At 68.0% G+C, this 15,486-nt stretch carries 17 protein-coding genes and 1 pseudogene; 10 read left to right on the top strand and 8 right to left on the bottom strand.

All coding sequences use genetic code 11. The annotated features are described in order from the left end of the window. The first annotated feature begins 89 nt into the window (after positions 1-89). From V6U81_RS27700 to V6U81_RS27685, 4 genes are all read left to right on the top strand, one after another. Positions 90-923 (top strand): DUF1062 domain-containing protein, encoded by an 834-nt coding sequence (locus V6U81_RS27700; RefSeq protein WP_334493824.1) that lies wholly within the window; start codon positions 90-92, stop codon positions 921-923. A gap of 251 nt (positions 924-1,174) precedes the next feature. Next, a complete protein-coding gene (locus tag V6U81_RS27695; protein WP_334493822.1) occupies positions 1,175-1,885 on the top strand; it encodes a DinB family protein in 711 nt (236 codons plus the stop codon). A gap of 684 nt (positions 1,886-2,569) precedes the next feature. Next, entirely contained in the window at positions 2,570-3,067 is a 498-nt protein-coding gene (locus V6U81_RS27690; protein ID WP_334493820.1) for a YcxB family protein, read from the top strand. Between the two features lie 533 nt (positions 3,068-3,600). Continuing rightward, positions 3,601-3,888, top strand: a complete 288-nt coding sequence (locus tag V6U81_RS27685; RefSeq protein ID WP_334493818.1) for a hypothetical protein — start codon at positions 3,601-3,603, stop codon at positions 3,886-3,888. Positions 3,889-3,925: 37 nt separating this feature from the next. On the opposite strand, the gene V6U81_RS27680 is transcribed toward V6U81_RS27685, so the two are convergent. The 4 genes from V6U81_RS27680 to V6U81_RS27665 form a co-directional block, all read right to left on the bottom strand. Beyond that, positions 3,926-4,495 (bottom strand): TIGR03086 family metal-binding protein, encoded by a 570-nt coding sequence (locus V6U81_RS27680; protein WP_334493816.1) that lies wholly within the window; start codon positions 4,493-4,495, stop codon positions 3,926-3,928. Further along, positions 4,482-4,964, bottom strand: a complete 483-nt coding sequence (locus tag V6U81_RS27675) for an SRPBCC family protein (protein ID WP_334493814.1) — start codon at positions 4,962-4,964, stop codon at positions 4,482-4,484. The genes V6U81_RS27680 and V6U81_RS27675 overlap by 14 nt, the downstream gene beginning before the upstream one ends. Continuing rightward, positions 4,948-5,307 (bottom strand): ArsR/SmtB family transcription factor, encoded by a 360-nt coding sequence (locus tag V6U81_RS27670; RefSeq protein ID WP_334493812.1) that lies wholly within the window; start codon positions 5,305-5,307, stop codon positions 4,948-4,950. The genes V6U81_RS27675 and V6U81_RS27670 overlap by 17 nt, the downstream gene beginning before the upstream one ends. Positions 5,308-6,425: 1,118 nt before the next feature. Next, positions 6,426-6,932, bottom strand: coding sequence for a hypothetical protein (locus V6U81_RS27665; RefSeq protein WP_334493810.1), 507 nt, complete (start codon positions 6,930-6,932; stop codon positions 6,426-6,428). A gap of 216 nt (positions 6,933-7,148) precedes the next feature. Here V6U81_RS27665 and V6U81_RS27660 point away from each other — a divergent pair, with 216 nt between their 5' ends. From V6U81_RS27660 to V6U81_RS27640, 5 genes are all read left to right on the top strand, one after another. Next, positions 7,149-7,799, top strand: a complete 651-nt coding sequence (locus V6U81_RS27660; RefSeq protein ID WP_334493808.1) for a DUF4304 domain-containing protein — start codon at positions 7,149-7,151, stop codon at positions 7,797-7,799. A 166-nt stretch (positions 7,800-7,965) separates the two neighbouring features. Continuing rightward, on the top strand, positions 7,966-8,178 hold the full coding sequence (locus V6U81_RS27655; RefSeq protein WP_334493806.1) for a hotdog family protein: 213 nt from the start codon (positions 7,966-7,968) through the stop codon (positions 8,176-8,178). Between the two features lie 165 nt (positions 8,179-8,343). After that, the gene (locus V6U81_RS27650; protein WP_334493804.1) at positions 8,344-9,186 is read left to right on the top strand and encodes a HalD/BesD family halogenase; all 843 of its coding nucleotides are present in this window, start codon (positions 8,344-8,346) and stop codon (positions 9,184-9,186) included. A 21-nt stretch (positions 9,187-9,207) separates the two neighbouring features. Further along, entirely contained in the window at positions 9,208-10,059 is an 852-nt protein-coding gene (locus V6U81_RS27645; RefSeq protein WP_334493802.1) for a hypothetical protein, read from the top strand. Between the two features lie 22 nt (positions 10,060-10,081). Then, positions 10,082-11,887, top strand: coding sequence for a choline/carnitine O-acyltransferase (locus tag V6U81_RS27640; protein ID WP_334493800.1), 1,806 nt, complete (start codon positions 10,082-10,084; stop codon positions 11,885-11,887). A 6-nt stretch (positions 11,888-11,893) separates the two neighbouring features. On the opposite strand, the gene V6U81_RS27635 is transcribed toward V6U81_RS27640, so the two are convergent. From V6U81_RS27635 to V6U81_RS27620, 4 genes and pseudogenes are all read right to left on the bottom strand, one after another. Continuing rightward, positions 11,894-12,154 (bottom strand): aminoglycoside adenylyltransferase domain-containing protein, encoded by a 261-nt coding sequence (locus V6U81_RS27635; RefSeq protein WP_334493798.1) that lies wholly within the window; start codon positions 12,152-12,154, stop codon positions 11,894-11,896. A gap of 201 nt (positions 12,155-12,355) precedes the next feature. Further along, on the bottom strand, positions 12,356-12,757 hold the full coding sequence (locus tag V6U81_RS27630; protein ID WP_334493828.1) for a DUF805 domain-containing protein: 402 nt from the start codon (positions 12,755-12,757) through the stop codon (positions 12,356-12,358). A 589-nt stretch (positions 12,758-13,346) separates the two neighbouring features. After that, on the bottom strand, positions 13,347-14,189 hold the full coding sequence (locus tag V6U81_RS27625) for an alpha/beta fold hydrolase (RefSeq protein ID WP_334493826.1): 843 nt from the start codon (positions 14,187-14,189) through the stop codon (positions 13,347-13,349). Positions 14,190-14,297: 108 nt separating this feature from the next. After that, positions 14,298-14,486 (bottom strand): annotated as a pseudogene (locus V6U81_RS27620) (transposase); the annotation flags it as partial. A gap of 132 nt (positions 14,487-14,618) precedes the next feature. On the opposite strand from V6U81_RS27620, the gene V6U81_RS27615 reads away from it, so the two are divergent. Then, positions 14,619-14,963, top strand: a complete 345-nt coding sequence (locus tag V6U81_RS27615) for a VOC family protein (RefSeq protein ID WP_334493795.1) — start codon at positions 14,619-14,621, stop codon at positions 14,961-14,963. The last annotated feature ends 523 nt before the right edge of the window (positions 14,964-15,486 follow it).

Genomic DNA, 15,486 nt, shown 5'->3' with positions numbered 1-15,486 from the left:
CCGAGCACCTGGACCGAGTCTGGCCGGACATCGATCCTGCGGAAAGTCTCTAAGTAGCCGCGATGCGAGCGCCGCCGTGACGACGATGGATGTCCGGGCTCGGGCTTTCGAGGCGGCTGCTCCTATCCTCTCTGTTCACCAATCCGCCGTGGCAGGTAGGCGGCGGTCGTCCCCGCGAGGCTGCCGAAGGACAGGGCGAAGGCCAGCGGGAGGAACAAGTCCCACGGGGGCGGCCGGAATACGGCAGACAGGGGCCGCGGGGGCGAACGACGCGTGGTCGATGCCCGGCTCGCCGACCCCGCCCCTCTGTGCTCGGCCCCAAGACAAAAATGGGTGGCCTCGCCAGCCCGTCCCGCCTTACCTTGCAACTGGATCTTTCTCCTCCGACCCACTCACGAGAGGACTTCACCCCGCGTGACGCCGCCTGCTCTTTAGACCTGACACCTTCCCCGTGCATCGGTCGCCGACGTCGCCGTCGGCTCTTTTCCCATGCCTTCCGTCAGGTCTTCAGAGGGATCATGTCTACGCGTCCTCATGTCGTTTCGTCCTGGACCCTTCGGCGCACGCACCTTCCCCTGCTCGCGTTCCGCTGCGTCCACTGCCATTCCGGCCTCGCCAGCACCGGCGACGGCAAGTTCCGCGTCAATGCCAACGGCAAACTCCTCGACATCCTGCTCCTGGTCGCCTGCGTTTCCTGCGACCGCACCAGCAAAATCACGGTTCACGATCGCGTCCCGGTCCGGTACCTGGATCCGATCCTTCTGGAGGGCTACTCCGGCAACTCCTCCCGCCGTTGGCCTGAGCCGGGGCGAGGGGCAAGGTGGCCTTGCCCCGGACTGCATCATGCGGCGGTCCGCGCGCGGTCGCTCATGACCGGGCGCGAACGAAGATCAGGGCCGGCCCGATACCGGCGACGAAGGTGAACGGCCGGGTGCATACATCCGGACGTAGCCGAATTGAGGACGTTCAGCGAGTGCCTGCCTATGGCACGCCCGCGTGCGCATCCGGACATCGACGATCGCTCGCGTGTACCTAGCCGAACGTTGACCTCGTCTCGTATGGTGCGAGGTCGCCGGCTCGGCGTGTTTCCGCTGGCAGCCCCCAGGCCCGGCTACAGCACCCTCTACCCGCGGTAACTGCGCGGTTGTCGGTACGCCGGTGGATACTGCCCGGCATGGCGAGCTTCAAGGACCAGGACCTGACTGATGCCGAGTTCCGCGAGTGTGACTTGACCCGCGCTCGTCTGATCGGGGTGGTAATGCAGGACGTTGTGATCGACGGGCTGGTCACCAATCTGGTGGTCAACGGAGTCGAGGTGACGTCGTACGTCGAAGCCGAGCTTGACCGCCGGTATCCGGTGCGGCTGCTGCTCCGCTCAGCCGATCCGGCGGACCTGCTGCAGGCTGTCAGGCAGCTGCGGGCCGGCTGGGCGGAGACGATCGAGCGGCTGCGAGCGATGCCCAGGGGTTCGGAGCAGCAGCGCGTCGGCGGCGAATGGTCGGCGGTAGAGACCCAGCGCCATCTGGTGTTCGTGCACGACTCGTGGTTCCGCCGCTGCTGTCTGGGATCGACCGAGCCGTTCACCGCGATCGGGCTGGCGTCCGAGTTCGTCCCTGACCAGGAGGAGCAGGGCCTGGACCGAGCGGCGGCCCCCAGTCTCGACGAGGTGCTGGCCGCGCGGGACGTGCAAGGCGCTGAGCTAGAGCGTTGGCTGTCGACGGTGACGGCCGATCAGCTCTCGGCGCCCGCGCCAGTGCCGGCGGGCCCGGGTTGGCCGCCGTATGCCAGGGGAAAGTCGGTGCTGGAGTGCGTTCAGGTGGTACTGGACGAGGAGTGGGCGCACCACGGTTTCTGCGTTCGTGACCTCGATCTACTCGGATCGTGACCCTCGCCACGAGGTTGCGTGCGACTAGCAAGGATTCACTCTCATGCTGCGGACAGGTCATCGCAGTGCGGAGACCGAGCGGGTGGGAGGCGGCGGAGCGGGCCCAGCGGGGCGCCGAGTTGTTGACCACCAGACGTCCGTCGGTCACCATGCTGCGCATGCCCCATCAGTCAGCTGAGCCGAGCACCTGCGCAGTCCGGATGCCCGCTCGGCAATGGCGGAGGGTCGAACGCGTCCTCGACAACGTGGTTAACGTCGAGGCCGAGAACGGTGGCCCGCACGGTCTCGTAGAGGCCGGAGTCCAGATTCTTCAAGAAGGCTGGCGCCAAACCTCTGGTTGGACTCCTGAAACAACAGGCTCCACCGATCGGCCTCACGACGATCAAGAGGTGACAGTGTCGCTAAATGGTGCGCAATGGACATACGTGATCTCCTGCCTGGACCGGTGGGGCAACGTTGAACGCAGCTTGAGTGAGAACACGGCTACAAACTGCTCCTGATTCGGGAACTCGTGATCAGCCAAGCGGAGGCTTGTCTGCCAGGACAGCTCTGAACTTGGCGTTTCCAACCGTGCATCACGGATGCACTCATCTGCCGCTGACAACGGGCGGCCCTCGGCGATTCGGCCAGCGGGTCGCGAGTCAGGCGCTGCCCGGGGGCGGGTGGGGGCACTATCGTTCTGACGTGCACATCCGTTTCGACGTCCCCGCCGATCCCGCCTACCCGGGCCGCGTGGCCGCTGCGCTCAGCAGTGTTCGGCTACGTAGATACCGCGATATCGGCGCGATGCTGGCGGCGGTCGGGGTGATCGGTTTCGCCGTCTCGCGGGGGTTTTCGTGGGGTGAGCGGACCTCGCCGCTGTGGTTGTCGATGGTCTTGGCCGGCCTGCTGTCGATGCTGTACTCGCCGTGGGTGCGGTCGCGCGCCCGGCACCGCTCCAGTCGCTACGCCGTCGAGGGCGCCTACGACATCACCGACGACAACATCATGATGCGCAGCGGCTTGGAGTCCGGCGGCATCGCCTGGGACGGGGTCACCGAGGTAAGGGACACCCCTGAGTTCTGGATCGTGTACGTCGGCCGGATGCCGGCGACCGTGATTCCACGCCGCTTGATGTCCGACGAGGACGCCGAGACGTTGCGAGCCCATATGGCCGAACGTGGGCTGCTCCAACTCCGGTGAACTCATCTGCCGCGAATCGACGCTCGCACCTGTCTTCAGCCGACACGGCCATGGTTCACTCGGCCTCGTGAGGTCAGACTTCGAGCACTGGGCGCGGCGGGCCTTCTCCCAGTGGAACGCCATCACGATCAGCGCGACGCTCTTTGGGTGCCCTCCTGTTTGTGCTCGGCGTGATGGTGGCGAGATAAGCGGGCTTGACCAAGCCGATGGCACAGGCTGGTTGCGGTCGGTCGTACGGAGGAGCTCGAAGCACGAGCCGTACTCTTCTGCCGCCGATCGTGCGCGCCGACAACCTGCGAGGCGTCTGGGCCTGGTGCGGGCAAGTGCGGACGCGGTGGCGAGAGTCGGCCGAGCCGGCTGGCTCTCGCTCGCCGAAGCTGCAGGTTCGGCGACCGGGGTCTAGCTCGGGCCGCAGCCAACGCGCGGTCAACCCAAGGGGTGAGAGCAGATCAAGGTCGCTCCTCGTGGCCGTTCGCGTTACGGGGCAAGTGTCGTGGCGCGATCGAGCGCAGTCCGGGATAGCCTTGGCGTATATGGCTACCTATCGCAGCGCCTCAGTGCTTCTCTCCTCGGACGGCAGCAGGACCCCCGGCACCGCCGCGCTCTTCGCCGAGCCCGCCCGCAAGGGTGGGACCCCGCCGTGGGCAGGCGACTTCCGACCCGCCAACAGCGCCGGCAATGGCCCCAAAAACGCGGTCGGGAAGACCTTTACGTTGGAGCTGCCCGACGGCAGCACCGGCAAGGTCGTGGTCCAGAGCCTCAAGAGCGGGAAGGGAGGCGTCGTGCTGGCGTTGATGGGCGAGGACGCACCCCCCTTCTGATCAGGAAGTCGCCAGGGCGACGGAACAGCAAACGGCGTCAGGGTTTCCACAGCGGGTCACGGCCGACGAAGCCGAGGAGCCGGTTCTGCGGGTCGGCGTCGGCTGGTACGTCGACTCGCGCGCCGTACTGGCCCGAGGAGCGCATCACATCCTCGTAGTCGACCATGACGGCCAGGAGTAGTGCGCAGAAGTTCAGATCGAGCCGGTCGTCCTGGCCAGTCGCGCGGGCGAGATCCCATGTGTGCATGAAGACGTCGGCCGTGTAGAACTGGTCGATCGCCTGGTCCAGCGGTATCTCGCCGACATGCGGGTTCTGCAGGAAACCGCCGGGGGTGGCCGGGTCGTCGAGCACCGCCTGGACCGCGTCGCAGTGCACCACCCAGGCGGCCACCGGGTCCTCGTCGACACTCGGGCCGTGCGGAAGGTGTACACCCGCGCCGGCCGCCAGGAACGACGGGAACCATTCGGTCAGGTGTCGCACCACGTCGCGTGCCGTCCATTCGGCTACCGGCGACGGCACGTCCCAGTCGCGGGTACCGCGCACCCGGTCAGTGAACGTGGCGCCGATCTGCCGGTGCCGCTCGGCCGGAGCGTCAGACAGCGCCATCGGCCAGCAGCCGGTCGAGCTTGGCGTACCCCTCGTGCACGCCGGTCTCCATGCCGCTTTGTAGCCACGCATCACGGCCCTCGAAGCTGTCGCACAGGGACGACGCGAGCATCCGGGTCCGGCCGTCGCCAAGGTCCTCGAACGCCATGGTCTCCAGCGCCACGCCGTCGGGCTCGCCCTCGTAGGTGAACGTCTGCACGATGCGGTCCGGGCGGATCTCGTGGAAGCAACCGCGGAAGGCGAACTCGGCGCCCTCCGCGTCCTGGACGAATCGCCAGCTGCCACCGGTACGCGCGTCCCACTGGTCGATCTTGGTTGTCATGCTGTTGGGCCCGACCCACTGGACGAAGAGGTCCGGGTCCGTGTGCGCCCGCAGCAACTGTGCGGGCGTGGCGTTGAAGTCCCGGGTGATGCGGATGACCGGCACCTCTGGGTCGCCCTCGATAGTCGCCTCAGCGATCACGTTCATTGTTGTGCTCCTTCTGCTCGTCGCGGTTCATCGCCTCGAGTACGGCGTCGAGACGGCGGTAGCGCTCTTCGGCCTGGCGTCGATAGCGCTCGATCCAGCTGTCCATCAGGTCGAAGACCTCCGCCTCCAGGTGCACCGACCGCGGCTGTGGTCCGAGCGGACGACTGACCACCCCGGCGTCCTCCAGCACCCGGAGGTGCTTGTAGACCGCCTGCAGTGACATCTCGTACCGCGCGGCGAGCTGGTTGACCGTCGCGTCGGCGCTGGACAGGCGGTCCACCATGTCGCGGCGGGTCGGATCCGCCAACGCGGAGAAGATCCGCGAGAGAGTGTCGGCCGCCATCGGTGCCTCTCTGTTGCAACCCTTTGGTTGAAACCGAAGGTAGACCCCCGCAAGCCGCCGTGTCAACCAGTTGGTTTAAAGAGTCTCGAACCGCGGATCCGCCGGTGGGTAACGCGGCAGCCGTGCTCGCCCCGGACCGGCGTGTCGTAGTACGTGATGCTGCCGCAGGAGCTGTCGGCCATGACGCCGATACCCTTGGAGGTGGCGTCCGTAGCGTCGACTTGGAGTTCGGTCGCGACGATGTTGCTGACGTGGTGGCCGACGACGTTGCGCTCCCACGATCGCGGCGATCCGCTCTTCGCGGTTCACACCGAAACCCATGCGCTTGGTCGACACCCGGACCGTCGGTGCTGGCCTCGCCTTCCTCGCCTGCCAGCCCGTCCGAGACGCCTAGCTACCGCGGTGTCGGCATCGGTCGGCGAACGCCCCCTGGGGGTCACCGCACTCCGCAGGGCATGCCTCCCCTGGCCGCCCCGCGGCCTCCGGGCAGACCGCCACGTCCGCGAGGCCCGCCACCACCGCCGAAGCCGAACCCGGTAGGCGTAAGCGACCCGCCCCCGGATCGGCAAGAGAACAATTCGACCGTTGTCGTGATTACGTCCGGATCGGCCAAGGAGACCGACCGTGGGGTGCAGCGCGCATCACCGTAGCTGCCGCCGTCCCCACGCCGCGCAATGGCGACGTCAGCCACCAAAAGGCAGGCGAGCCGCACCCAACGGCGGTCGGTGTACGGACATCGTTCTCGCCTACCAGGATCCGGGCGGGCCCGTGATCCGTTACATGGCGCCCCACCTATGGACAGGCGACCGGAGGTAGGCCTCCTGACCGTGCTGGTGCTCGGACCGTGCCGCTCGGTCTGGGACTGATCTGGTGGCTCGCCCCGGGAGCGCCCCTGGTATCCGGCCGACCCGCCGCCGCCAGGTGCGTCCGGCCGGGACCAGCGAGACTGGTGGTACGTGGGCCTGTTCATCGGGATAGCGATATCGATCGCAGTGGGCGGCCTGCTGTACGGCCTGCGGCACGTATTCGGCGACTGGTATGTGCCCCACGACGCGGGCAACTGACAGCTTCAGCCCAGCCGTGATCGGTCGGGTCGCTCGACCCTGGGGCAGAGGCGGTCAGCTGCGTCCGGTGACCTCTACAAGTGTCTCCGGGCCGAGGGCAACTCCGTTTACGTCGAATGGAATCACCGAGACTGCCCGATCGGCAGCTCCGATCACCGAGGCAGGCACGAGGAATACTCCAGAATGAACCTCCGCGCGCACGCGGGTTGGCGACCCGACAGCGACGGCCGCCGCGCCAGCGGTGGGCAGCTGGCCCACCAGAGCATCGAGGACCTCGCTCACGCTGTAATCGTCTCCGCCACCCGCTGCACCGACGGCTGCCTGGTGCCGACCGGATAGCAGGCTCTCGACATACCAGCCGGACGGCCCGGTCCAGAGCCGCAACGTGTGCTCGTTGTCGAGCGAGACCGTGTCGGCGAGGATGTAGCCGGCTGGTGGCCGCCAGTCCCGTTCAGGCATAGCCGAGCTCGGGGCGACGCTGATGACCGCCGCGACGGCCAGGCAAACAGCCGAAAGCCCGATTAGGCTGCGGATGGTGGAGCTGGATCTGGCGATGTTCATGACACAACCCTCGCACTGGTCGAGGTCGGTCGGAGCGTCGGATCTTGTGCATGAGCATCGCCCACACTCCGTATCCTGAGCCGACGTTGCCGGTGATCGCGCCGGCAGCTCAATTGACCAAGAGCCAGATTGTTTCCCGCCGCCGGTGCACCGATCTGTCGCGATCCGGTCGTGCCAGCGAGCGGTGGTCGCGATGCGGTCTGAGAAGGTGTGTCTATGACGGCGCAGGCAGCGCTCCGGGCGGCGCTACGTGACGTAGTCGCGCCTGCCGCAAGGGTCGAGGGGTTCAAGGGCTCTGCGCCCACTTGGCGCATGAGCAACGCTCTAGGTGACTGGGCTGTGGTCAACGTGCAGTCGTCCGCACACAGCACCTCCGAGTCGCTCCGGTGCGTCATCAATCTCGCTGTCGCGCCCGCGCCATGGCTCGCGTGGCAGCAGCAATCTCTCGGGTCACTCCCCAAGGCAATCACCGAATCCCTGGGGTTGTACCGCCACCGACTGCACCCCACCGACACGCCTCCTGGCACGGACGGCTGGTGGACGGTCCGCGGTGCCCGAGATGCATCGGCGGCGGCAACCGACATGACCGAGCAGCTGGCAATTCACGGCTGGCCAACCCTGAAGCGGCTGATGGACCGAGAAGCCCTGCTCCACCAGATCCGCTGCGGAGACGTCGGATATATGAAAGCCAGGAACTTCGGGGTCTTCTTTGCTCGCGCAGAGGCCCTCATGCTCGCCGAGAATGGCTCCAGCCCACGGCTCGAAGAACTACTGAGCCGCGGCACGGCTAACGTCATTCCCGCCCAGCATGACAACGCCGTGAGATTCGCGAAATGGGTGCGGAACCGCGCAGCACGTAGAGCGTGAGCGGTCTGACATCGCGTAGAGAGCTCGTGCGACACATGACGCGAGAATCGGCGCTAACGGGTCACCGCTTTTGCGCCGCAGGCAGTGCCGTGCACACGCACGCCTTGTTGCCGTCCCGGTCGGCCATCACCCGTGTACGAGGGCGCCCGGCTGTCATCGACGATGATTGCGATGGCTGGCGCCGCTGCGGGCCGGCGACGAGCTGGCCGAGGTGCTGAGCGTGCTGGACACCGCCGTGTCGGCGACCCGTCGCGGTTGCGGCACCCCGTTCCTGCGGGGTGAGCTGACCCGGGCCGGGGAGGCGGTGCTCAGCACGACGTTCCGGGCCTGTTCGGACGCCGCCCGTAGCGCCTCGGCCGCACGACGGGACGCGCCATGACCTCGGCCGGCCCCGGGCGGACTAGCAGTAGTTGGGCTGGTCCAGCGGGCCGGGCTCCGGCCGCGGTGCTGTGAACAATGTAACCAACATGGGGTAGACGCCGGTGAATTTTGTTAGGGTTCAGCATTTCTTCATGCCGCCACCATTGAAGAAGGGGTCCGTCCAATGCATATCGTGGACACCGCGCGCTATCCACTGGCCGACCCGGGAAGCGACGCATGGGAACGCGTCGTTTCCCGAACGCGCACCGAACTGCGCGAACTCGGTTGCAGCGTGCTGCCGGAGTTCATTCTGCCGAGCAGCCGGGAGGCGCTGCGGTGGGAAGGCGCCGGGGTCGCCCCGCTGGCGTACTACGACGTTGAGGAGACCAACGTCTACAACATCGCGTTCGACGACGACCTGCCGGCCGAGCACCCGGGCCGCATCGTCATGCAGCGCGGCAACGCGTTCGTCCCGCGCGACCGGATCCCCACCGACAGTGTCATCCACCGGCTCTACATCGACCCGTCGTTCGTGCGCTTCGTCGCCGCCTGCTTCGAACTCCCGGAGCTGCACGAGCTCGCCGACCCGCTGTCCGGCCTGGTGCTCAACGTCGTGCAGCCCGGCATGGAGCACCCGTGGCACTTCGACACCAACGAGTTCACCGTCAGCATGCTGACCCAGGAGCCGGAGGAGGGCGGCGTCTTCGAGTACTGCCCGAACATCCGTTCGGCGGGCGCGGAGAACTTCGGCGCCGTCCGTTCGGTGCTCACCGGCGCCGACCGCTCCCCGGTGCGGGCCCTGACCCTGCGCCCCGGTGACCTCCAGCTGTTCAAGGGCCGGTACGCGCTGCACCGGGTGAGCGCGGTGCGCGGCGGCACCGCCCGGCACTCAGCGATCTTCGCCTACTCCGAACGCCCCGGCGTGATGGGCAGCGTCGCCCGTACGCGGCAGCTGTTCGGCCGGGTCCTGCCCGCGCACCGTGACGCCGAGCGCAATGCCGTGCGAGTCGACCAGTTGCTGGATTAGTAATCGCGAGGAGCCGCCCCCGTGCGTTTCGACCGGACCGGAAAAGTTTCCCTCGACGGCATCTACACGCAACCCGATCCCCGCGCCTATTTCACCACCCTGCGTGAGCTTGACTATTACATTCCCCAACTCGCCAAGCCCTATTTCCAGCAAATCATCGGGCAGTACCGCCAATCGCGGCAGGTGGCCGTCCCGACCGTCGTCGACGTCGGCTGCTCCTATGGCGTCAACGCGGCGCTGCTGCGCTGCGACGCCAGCATGGACGACCTGTACGACCGCTACGCCGGCGCCGAGTGCACCCGACAAGCGCTGCTGGAGCGCGATCGTGAGCTGGTCCGGGCGCACCGGTCCCCGGCCCGGTTCGTGGGGCTGGACGTGTCCCGGCCGGCGCTGGGGTACGCGTCGGCGGCCGGGTTCCTCGACGACGCCGTGCAGGCCGACCTAGAGGCGCGCGAACCCACGGCGCGGCAGCGCGCCCTGTTCGCCGGTGCCGACATCGTGATCTCCACCGGATGCCTCGGCTACGTCACCGGCCGCACGCTCGTGCGCGTGGTCCACTCCCGCCGGGACCGGCTGCCGTGGATGGCGCATTTCGCGCTGCGGATGTTCCCGTTCGAACCGATCGCCGACAGCCTCGCGGCCCTCGGTTACGACACGGTGCGGGTGGACCGGACGTTCCCGCAGCGCCGTTTCGCGTCCGACCTGGAACAGCGGCAGGTGCTGGAGACGATGTCCGCCGCCGGCGTTGATCCGGAGGGTCTGGAGACCAACGGCTGGTTGTACGCTCAGCTCTACGTTTCCCGGCCCATCGGCAGTCCCGACCCCTTGACCTTTGACATTGACCAGTCACTGACCCAAAAGGCCGCCCGATGAGCAGCGAATTCCAGGAGACCGAGTGAGCACGTTCGAAAACGAGGACACGCTGCCGCGGGTGCCGTTACCCGCGCTGGAGGACACCTGCGCCCGGTTCCTCGAGTGGTCTGCGCCGCTGCTGACCGAGGAAGAGTTCGCCGACACCGAGGCCGCGGTGCAGGAGTTCGGGCGGGCCGACGGCCCGGGGCCGAAGCTGCACGCCGATCTGGTGCGGTACAACGCGGATCCGGCCACGCACAGCTGGTTGGACACGTTCTGGCCGGCGCGCTATCTCGGTCGCCGGGACCGGATCGCGTTGAACGCCAACTTCATCTTCCTGTTCCGCGACACGCCATTGCGCGGGTTCGCCGAGCCGCAGGTGGAGCGCGCGGCGAGGCTCATCGCCGCCGCCGTGAACTACAAGACCCAGCTCGACGACGAACGCATCCCGCCGATCGTGACGCGCGGGCAGCCGTTGTCGATGGAGCAGAACAAGTTCCTGTTCTCGACCACCCGCATCCCGGGGCCGGTGCAGGACACCGTCCGAGCGCCGTACAGCGACGAGATGCCGGGCCCGTCGACGGCCCGGCACATCGTGGTGTTCCAGCGCGGCAACGCGTTCCGGATGGACGTGGTCGGTCCGGGCGGGCGCCCGTACTCCCTCGACGACCTGGCGGCCGGCCTGCGTGAGGTGCAGAAGGCCGGTGCCGCGCGGGCAGCGACGGCCACCGCGGCCGGTCATCTCACCACGATGGCCCGGGCCGAGTGGGCGGCGGCCAGGGACCGGCTGGCGGCACTGGATCCCGGTAACGCCGCGGCGCTGGACACCATCGAGACGGCGCTGTTCTGCGTGTGCCTAGAGGACCTGACGCCGGCCGACGACCTGGCGGCCTGCGACCAGTTGCTGCACGGCGACAGCGGCAACCGGTGGTTCGACAAGGCGGTGTCGATCATTGTGTTCGCCGACGGCACGGCCGGCATCAACGTCGAGCACTGCGGGCTGGACGGCACCACCATCCTCAGCTTCGTCGACACGATGCTCGCCGCGTCGCCCGAGGAACACGCCGCGCAGTCGGGTGCGGCGGCGCAGGGGGTGCCGGCGATCGAGCCGGTCACTTTCGTGCTCGACGACGCGCTGCGGGCCGACATCGCCGCCGCGGCACGGTCGTTTGCCCAATACGGCGCGGACACCGGCACCGTGACCCTGTCCTTCGACGAGTTCGGGGTGGACGAGGTCAAGCGGCTGCGGATGTCGCCGGACGCGTTCGTGCAGGTGGCATACCAGCTTGCGCACAAGCGGGCCAAGGGCTTCATCGGCGCCACGTACGAGTCCATCGCCACCCGCCAGTACCTGCGGGGGCGGACCGAGGCGATGCGCGTCGTCACGCCCGAGGTGCTGCGGTTCGTATCCACGATGGACGACCCCACCGCGTCACCCGACGAACGGCGGGCGGCGTTCCGGGCCGCGGCCGACAAGCATGTCGAACGGGCGAAGCAGTGCCAGGCCGGTGCGGCACCGGAGCAGCACCTGTGGGAGCTGCAGCTGATCCAGAAGCGGCGTGGGGCGGCGCTCGGCGTGCCCGAGTCGTCCCGGCTGTACGAGACGCCGGGGTGGCTCAAGATGCGCGACGACTACCTGAGCACCAGCTCGGCGCCGTCGACCAGCATCCGCTACTTCGGGTTCGGGGCCACCAGCAGTCGCTGCATCGGGATCGCGTACGTGCTGCTGCCCGACCGGTTCAACCTGTACCTCAGCACCCCGCGCCCGGTCGCCGGCATGATGTACACGTTTGCCGACCGGCTCCGCGAAGCGTTGCGTGAGCTGCGCGACCTGCTCGACGAGCGGTAGCTCGGGTCACGGGTCCGCCGCCGGCCGCTCGATTTCCGCGACCTGGTGGTCGGCGTGGCGGCGGACCCGGTCCCGCAGCGCGTCCCAGGTTTTGGCGGCGAGCCCGCAATGGATCGCCCGGGCGTCGTCGGCCAGCACCCGGCGGTGCGCGGCTGGCAGGCGGTCGAGGACGAAGTCGGCCGCGGCGTCCATGGACCGGATCCCGCCCGTCGCCAGGGTGGTCCGGATCCGGGCCAGCGTCAGGATCACGTTGCGGGTGTCCAGCAACGCACGGTCATGCTGGGCATTCCCCGAATCGCCAACCAGCCGGACGGCTGGCTACAGCCAGGCGCTATCGGTAGCCATTCGACCAGTTCTCGGGCTGCCGCCTCCGGGCAAGAGCTGGCTGGCCGGTGGACTGAGGCAAACCGGCCAGCCTGCTGCACTTGAAGCTGGCAATCGACGCCAGGGGTCAAGATTTGGGGATGGTCACGCGATGCTGGGCGCGGGCAGCGGCCGCTCCTTGGGGCTGGCGCCGAAACGGTTCGTCCCAGGCGTGCTGTCCGACACAAAGAACACCAGCAGGACGATGGCGCCCACGATCGGCACCAGTCCGAGCAGCAGCCACCACCCCGTCCGGTCGGTGTCGTGCAAGCGTCGTACCGCGACCGCCAGCGCCGGCAGCAGCAGCGCCAGGCTGACGATGATGCCGATGACACCGGTGGACCCGTCCGACCCGAGAGTCGTTCCCAGCACGCTGTCCAGGATGGCAGCGGCAACACCAACAAGGACGTTGAACAAGGTGAACCACCAGTACTCAGACCGGCGGGCCCGACCCGTGAAGCCGACGTACTGGGTAAGAACCGACCTGATCGCGGCAGTGAAGGACATAGCTGTCTCCGGTCTTTCGAGGGGGAGTTGCAAGGTCATCGCGGACGCAGCCAAGCAGATCGCCCCACCGGGGTCAACGGCCAAACAGCCGCCGAGGAGCAGAAGCCGCCACGCCAACAGGACGAACATCCGCATCTGCCGCGAGCCGCGCAGTTGCAGTTGAACTGAAGCCCGGCTGGGCCGTTTCGGGAGGCGCCCCAAGCGCTCGCCAGTACTCGACCTGGGGCCAGCGCTCTGACCTGCGGTGATGCGAATGAGCGGGTCGGCGTGACCTCCTAGAGATGACCGAAGTGGTCAGGCCTCACTGCTACTCGCCCTGGCCGGTGCCGGCTGTCGTCCTGGAGACCGCTGACGCCAGCCAAGAAGGTCTTGCAGCATCGACGTACGGCTCTGGACCCTCCCGTGCTGGCGTCGGCATGGATCCCGAGACCTGGCATCGCGCGCCCCTGCGCGGGTACGCGGCACGGTCGAGGTCGCCGCAGGGAGAGGCGTGTCGTGGTGGCGGAGATGCCTGGCCGGACGGCTGCACGTGATCGAGCGGGCGCTGCGAATGGAGTCGGTAGCCCCACTGCGCCAGCGAGCGGCGCGGTCAACCGGCGCTCAGGACGAGTTCGGCGGTCCGCTCCGGCTGGTCGACCTGCACGAAATGGCTCGCATTCGGCAGCAGGTGGAGGTCGGCGCGGGGGAAGAGCTCCGCGAAGCGGCGCGCGACCCGTGGATTGAGGGAGCGGTCCTCCGTGCCGAAGACCACCCGCACCGGCCGGTCGAATCGGCGCAGGTCGGGTATCCGGCGCCGGCGGATCAGCACGGTGCCGAGCAGGTCGTCGTTGAGTCGCCAGAACGCCGGCTGGGCCGCGGTGAACGAGTCGTACAAGAGGTTCACCACCGGGCCCCTGCGTTGGTCGTCCGAGATGAACTTGCCCACCTGCCAGATGTACAGGCGCCGAGCGAGGTCCGACCCACGGCCGGCCAGCCTCCGGGCTGCGTTGCGCAGCAGCGGAGTTGAGTACAGCGCGATGGCGGGTGGTCGGCGCAGCGCCATCGTCTGGTGGTAATAGGTGTTGAGCAACACCAGCGCGGCGACCCGGTGCGGATACAGCAGCGCCCAGTCGATCGCCGGTGGCCCGGACGCATCGTGGGCCACGAGCACGACCTGCTCCAGCCCGAGGTAATCGATCACCGCCGCGAGGTCGCCCGTCATGTTGTCCGCCGTGTACGGGTAGCCGTCGGGCTTGTCCGAGCGGCCCCAGCCGAGAAAGTCGAAGCGGACGACCCGCCGATCGCCGAGGTGCGGCATCAGCTCGTCGTAGAGGTGCAGGTTGTCGGGGAACCCGTGCAGCAGCACCACTGGCACTCCCTGGCTGCCTGTCACCTCGGCATGCAGTAGGTGCCCGGCCCGGGGGACCTTGAGTGTCTCGCGTACCGCTGCCATTCGACTCCGATCGCCGTGCCCTGAACCGACGCTAGCCCGGGAACCGGGCGATCCGGGTGGAAAGCGCCACTGCCAGGCGTGGGAGTGACATCCCGGCGCCTGGCAGTGCCGATAGCCCTCCGCAAGCGGGACGAGCTCCTTACGGCCGTCGACGCGGACGCCGACGATCACGAGCAGGCACAGTCTCGCCTCGTCGAGGCGCACGTTGAGGTGCGCGCCGTCGGCCCACACGTACACGTAGTCGGGCTTTGACAGGTCCCGGGTGGTGGAGGCGCGGGCCTCGTCCTGCCACTGGCTGAGCTGCGACATCGCGCGAAGAGATCATCGAGCACATGGCTCCCGGTGCCGACAGTTGGGGCAGCGCGAGCAGCGGGCATTTTCTGGCAAGATTGGCGTCGCCATGCCGGACCTCAGCATTATGGTCGGTGAATGATCAATGGTGCTCATGTGATCATCTACAGCCGCGACCCAGAGACGGACCGCGCCTTCTTCCGGGACACGCTCGGCTACCACCACGTCGACGCCGGCCATGGCTGGCTCATCTTCAAGCTCCCGCCGGCCGAGCTCGCCATGCACCCGACCGAGGGCGAGCCGGCCCACGAACTCTTCCTCATGTGCGACGACGTCGCGGCGACCATGGCCGGCCTGGCCGCGAAGGGCGTCGAGTTCACGATCCCGGTCACCGAGGAGCGGTGGGGGCTGCGCACCGCGCTGCGGCTGCCCGGTGGCGGCGAACTCGGTCTCTACGAACCGCGCCACCCGGTCGCAATCTGACGCGCCGGCTTGGCGGCTCGCCGAGGCTGGCGGAAGGGCAGCCCAGGCAGCAAGAAGGCAGCGAAACCCATAGCAACAACCGTGGCCGGGCATCACCAGATGGGCCGCAACCCTGCGCGTCTTGACAGTCCCTGCCACCCAGCCGGAGCCGTTGGTGCGACCTACCCGGCTCCCTCTGACGGTGGTCAGCGCGGGACGGTCGACGAGTTGATAAGCCGGCCTGTCGACGCAAAGGGTTACCCGGTGGGGAGCCCGTGGGTACCGTGGGGCACGACGGCGGTCGACTGGCCGGCGACGCATCCCGCGCTCAGTCCCGGAATCCTGGCTGCGCCGCCGCGCCGGCCGCCGACAGATCCCCCTGGACCTTCAAGCACCTCCGCCTCTCCACCGCCGACCTCGCCGCCGCCGAACAAGCCGGCACCGCTTCAGTGCGTTACATGATCCGTCGGGTGACATCCGGATCTGGCTCCCCTCTGTGTCATCCATGAAGGAGCGGGGCCGGTCAAGGCTGGGGGTTTGACCT

This window comes from Micromonospora lacuserhaii, from assembly GCF_036902735.1.
Lineage (GTDB): Bacteria > Actinomycetota > Actinomycetes > Mycobacteriales > Micromonosporaceae > Micromonospora.
This window is presented reverse-complemented; position numbering and strand designations above follow the sequence as displayed.

Excerpts from the sequence above, each read along its gene's own strand:
- V6U81_RS27700 (WP_334493824.1), top strand. The coding sequence starts at position 90 with ATGTCCGGGCTCGGGCTTTCGAGGCGGCTGCTCCTATCCTCTCTGTTC.
- V6U81_RS27695 (WP_334493822.1), top strand. The coding sequence starts at position 1,175 with ATGGCGAGCTTCAAGGACCAGGACCTGACTGATGCCGAGTTCCGCGAG.
- V6U81_RS27685 (WP_334493818.1), top strand. The coding sequence starts at position 3,601 with ATGGCTACCTATCGCAGCGCCTCAGTGCTTCTCTCCTCGGACGGCAGC.
- V6U81_RS27680 (WP_334493816.1), bottom strand. The coding sequence starts at position 4,495 with ATGGCGCTGTCTGACGCTCCGGCCGAGCGGCACCGGCAGATCGGCGCC.
- V6U81_RS27675 (WP_334493814.1), bottom strand. The coding sequence starts at position 4,964 with ATGAACGTGATCGCTGAGGCGACTATCGAGGGCGACCCAGAGGTGCCG.
- V6U81_RS27670 (WP_334493812.1), bottom strand. The coding sequence starts at position 5,307 with ATGGCGGCCGACACTCTCTCGCGGATCTTCTCCGCGTTGGCGGATCCG.
- V6U81_RS27665 (WP_334493810.1), bottom strand. The coding sequence starts at position 6,932 with ATGAACATCGCCAGATCCAGCTCCACCATCCGCAGCCTAATCGGGCTT.
- V6U81_RS27660 (WP_334493808.1), top strand. The coding sequence starts at position 7,149 with ATGACGGCGCAGGCAGCGCTCCGGGCGGCGCTACGTGACGTAGTCGCG.
- V6U81_RS27650 (WP_334493804.1), top strand. The coding sequence starts at position 8,344 with ATGCATATCGTGGACACCGCGCGCTATCCACTGGCCGACCCGGGAAGC.
- V6U81_RS27630 (WP_334493828.1), bottom strand. The coding sequence starts at position 12,757 with ATGTCCTTCACTGCCGCGATCAGGTCGGTTCTTACCCAGTACGTCGGC.
- V6U81_RS27625 (WP_334493826.1), bottom strand. The coding sequence starts at position 14,189 with ATGGCAGCGGTACGCGAGACACTCAAGGTCCCCCGGGCCGGGCACCTA.
- V6U81_RS27615 (WP_334493795.1), top strand. The coding sequence starts at position 14,619 with ATGATCAATGGTGCTCATGTGATCATCTACAGCCGCGACCCAGAGACG.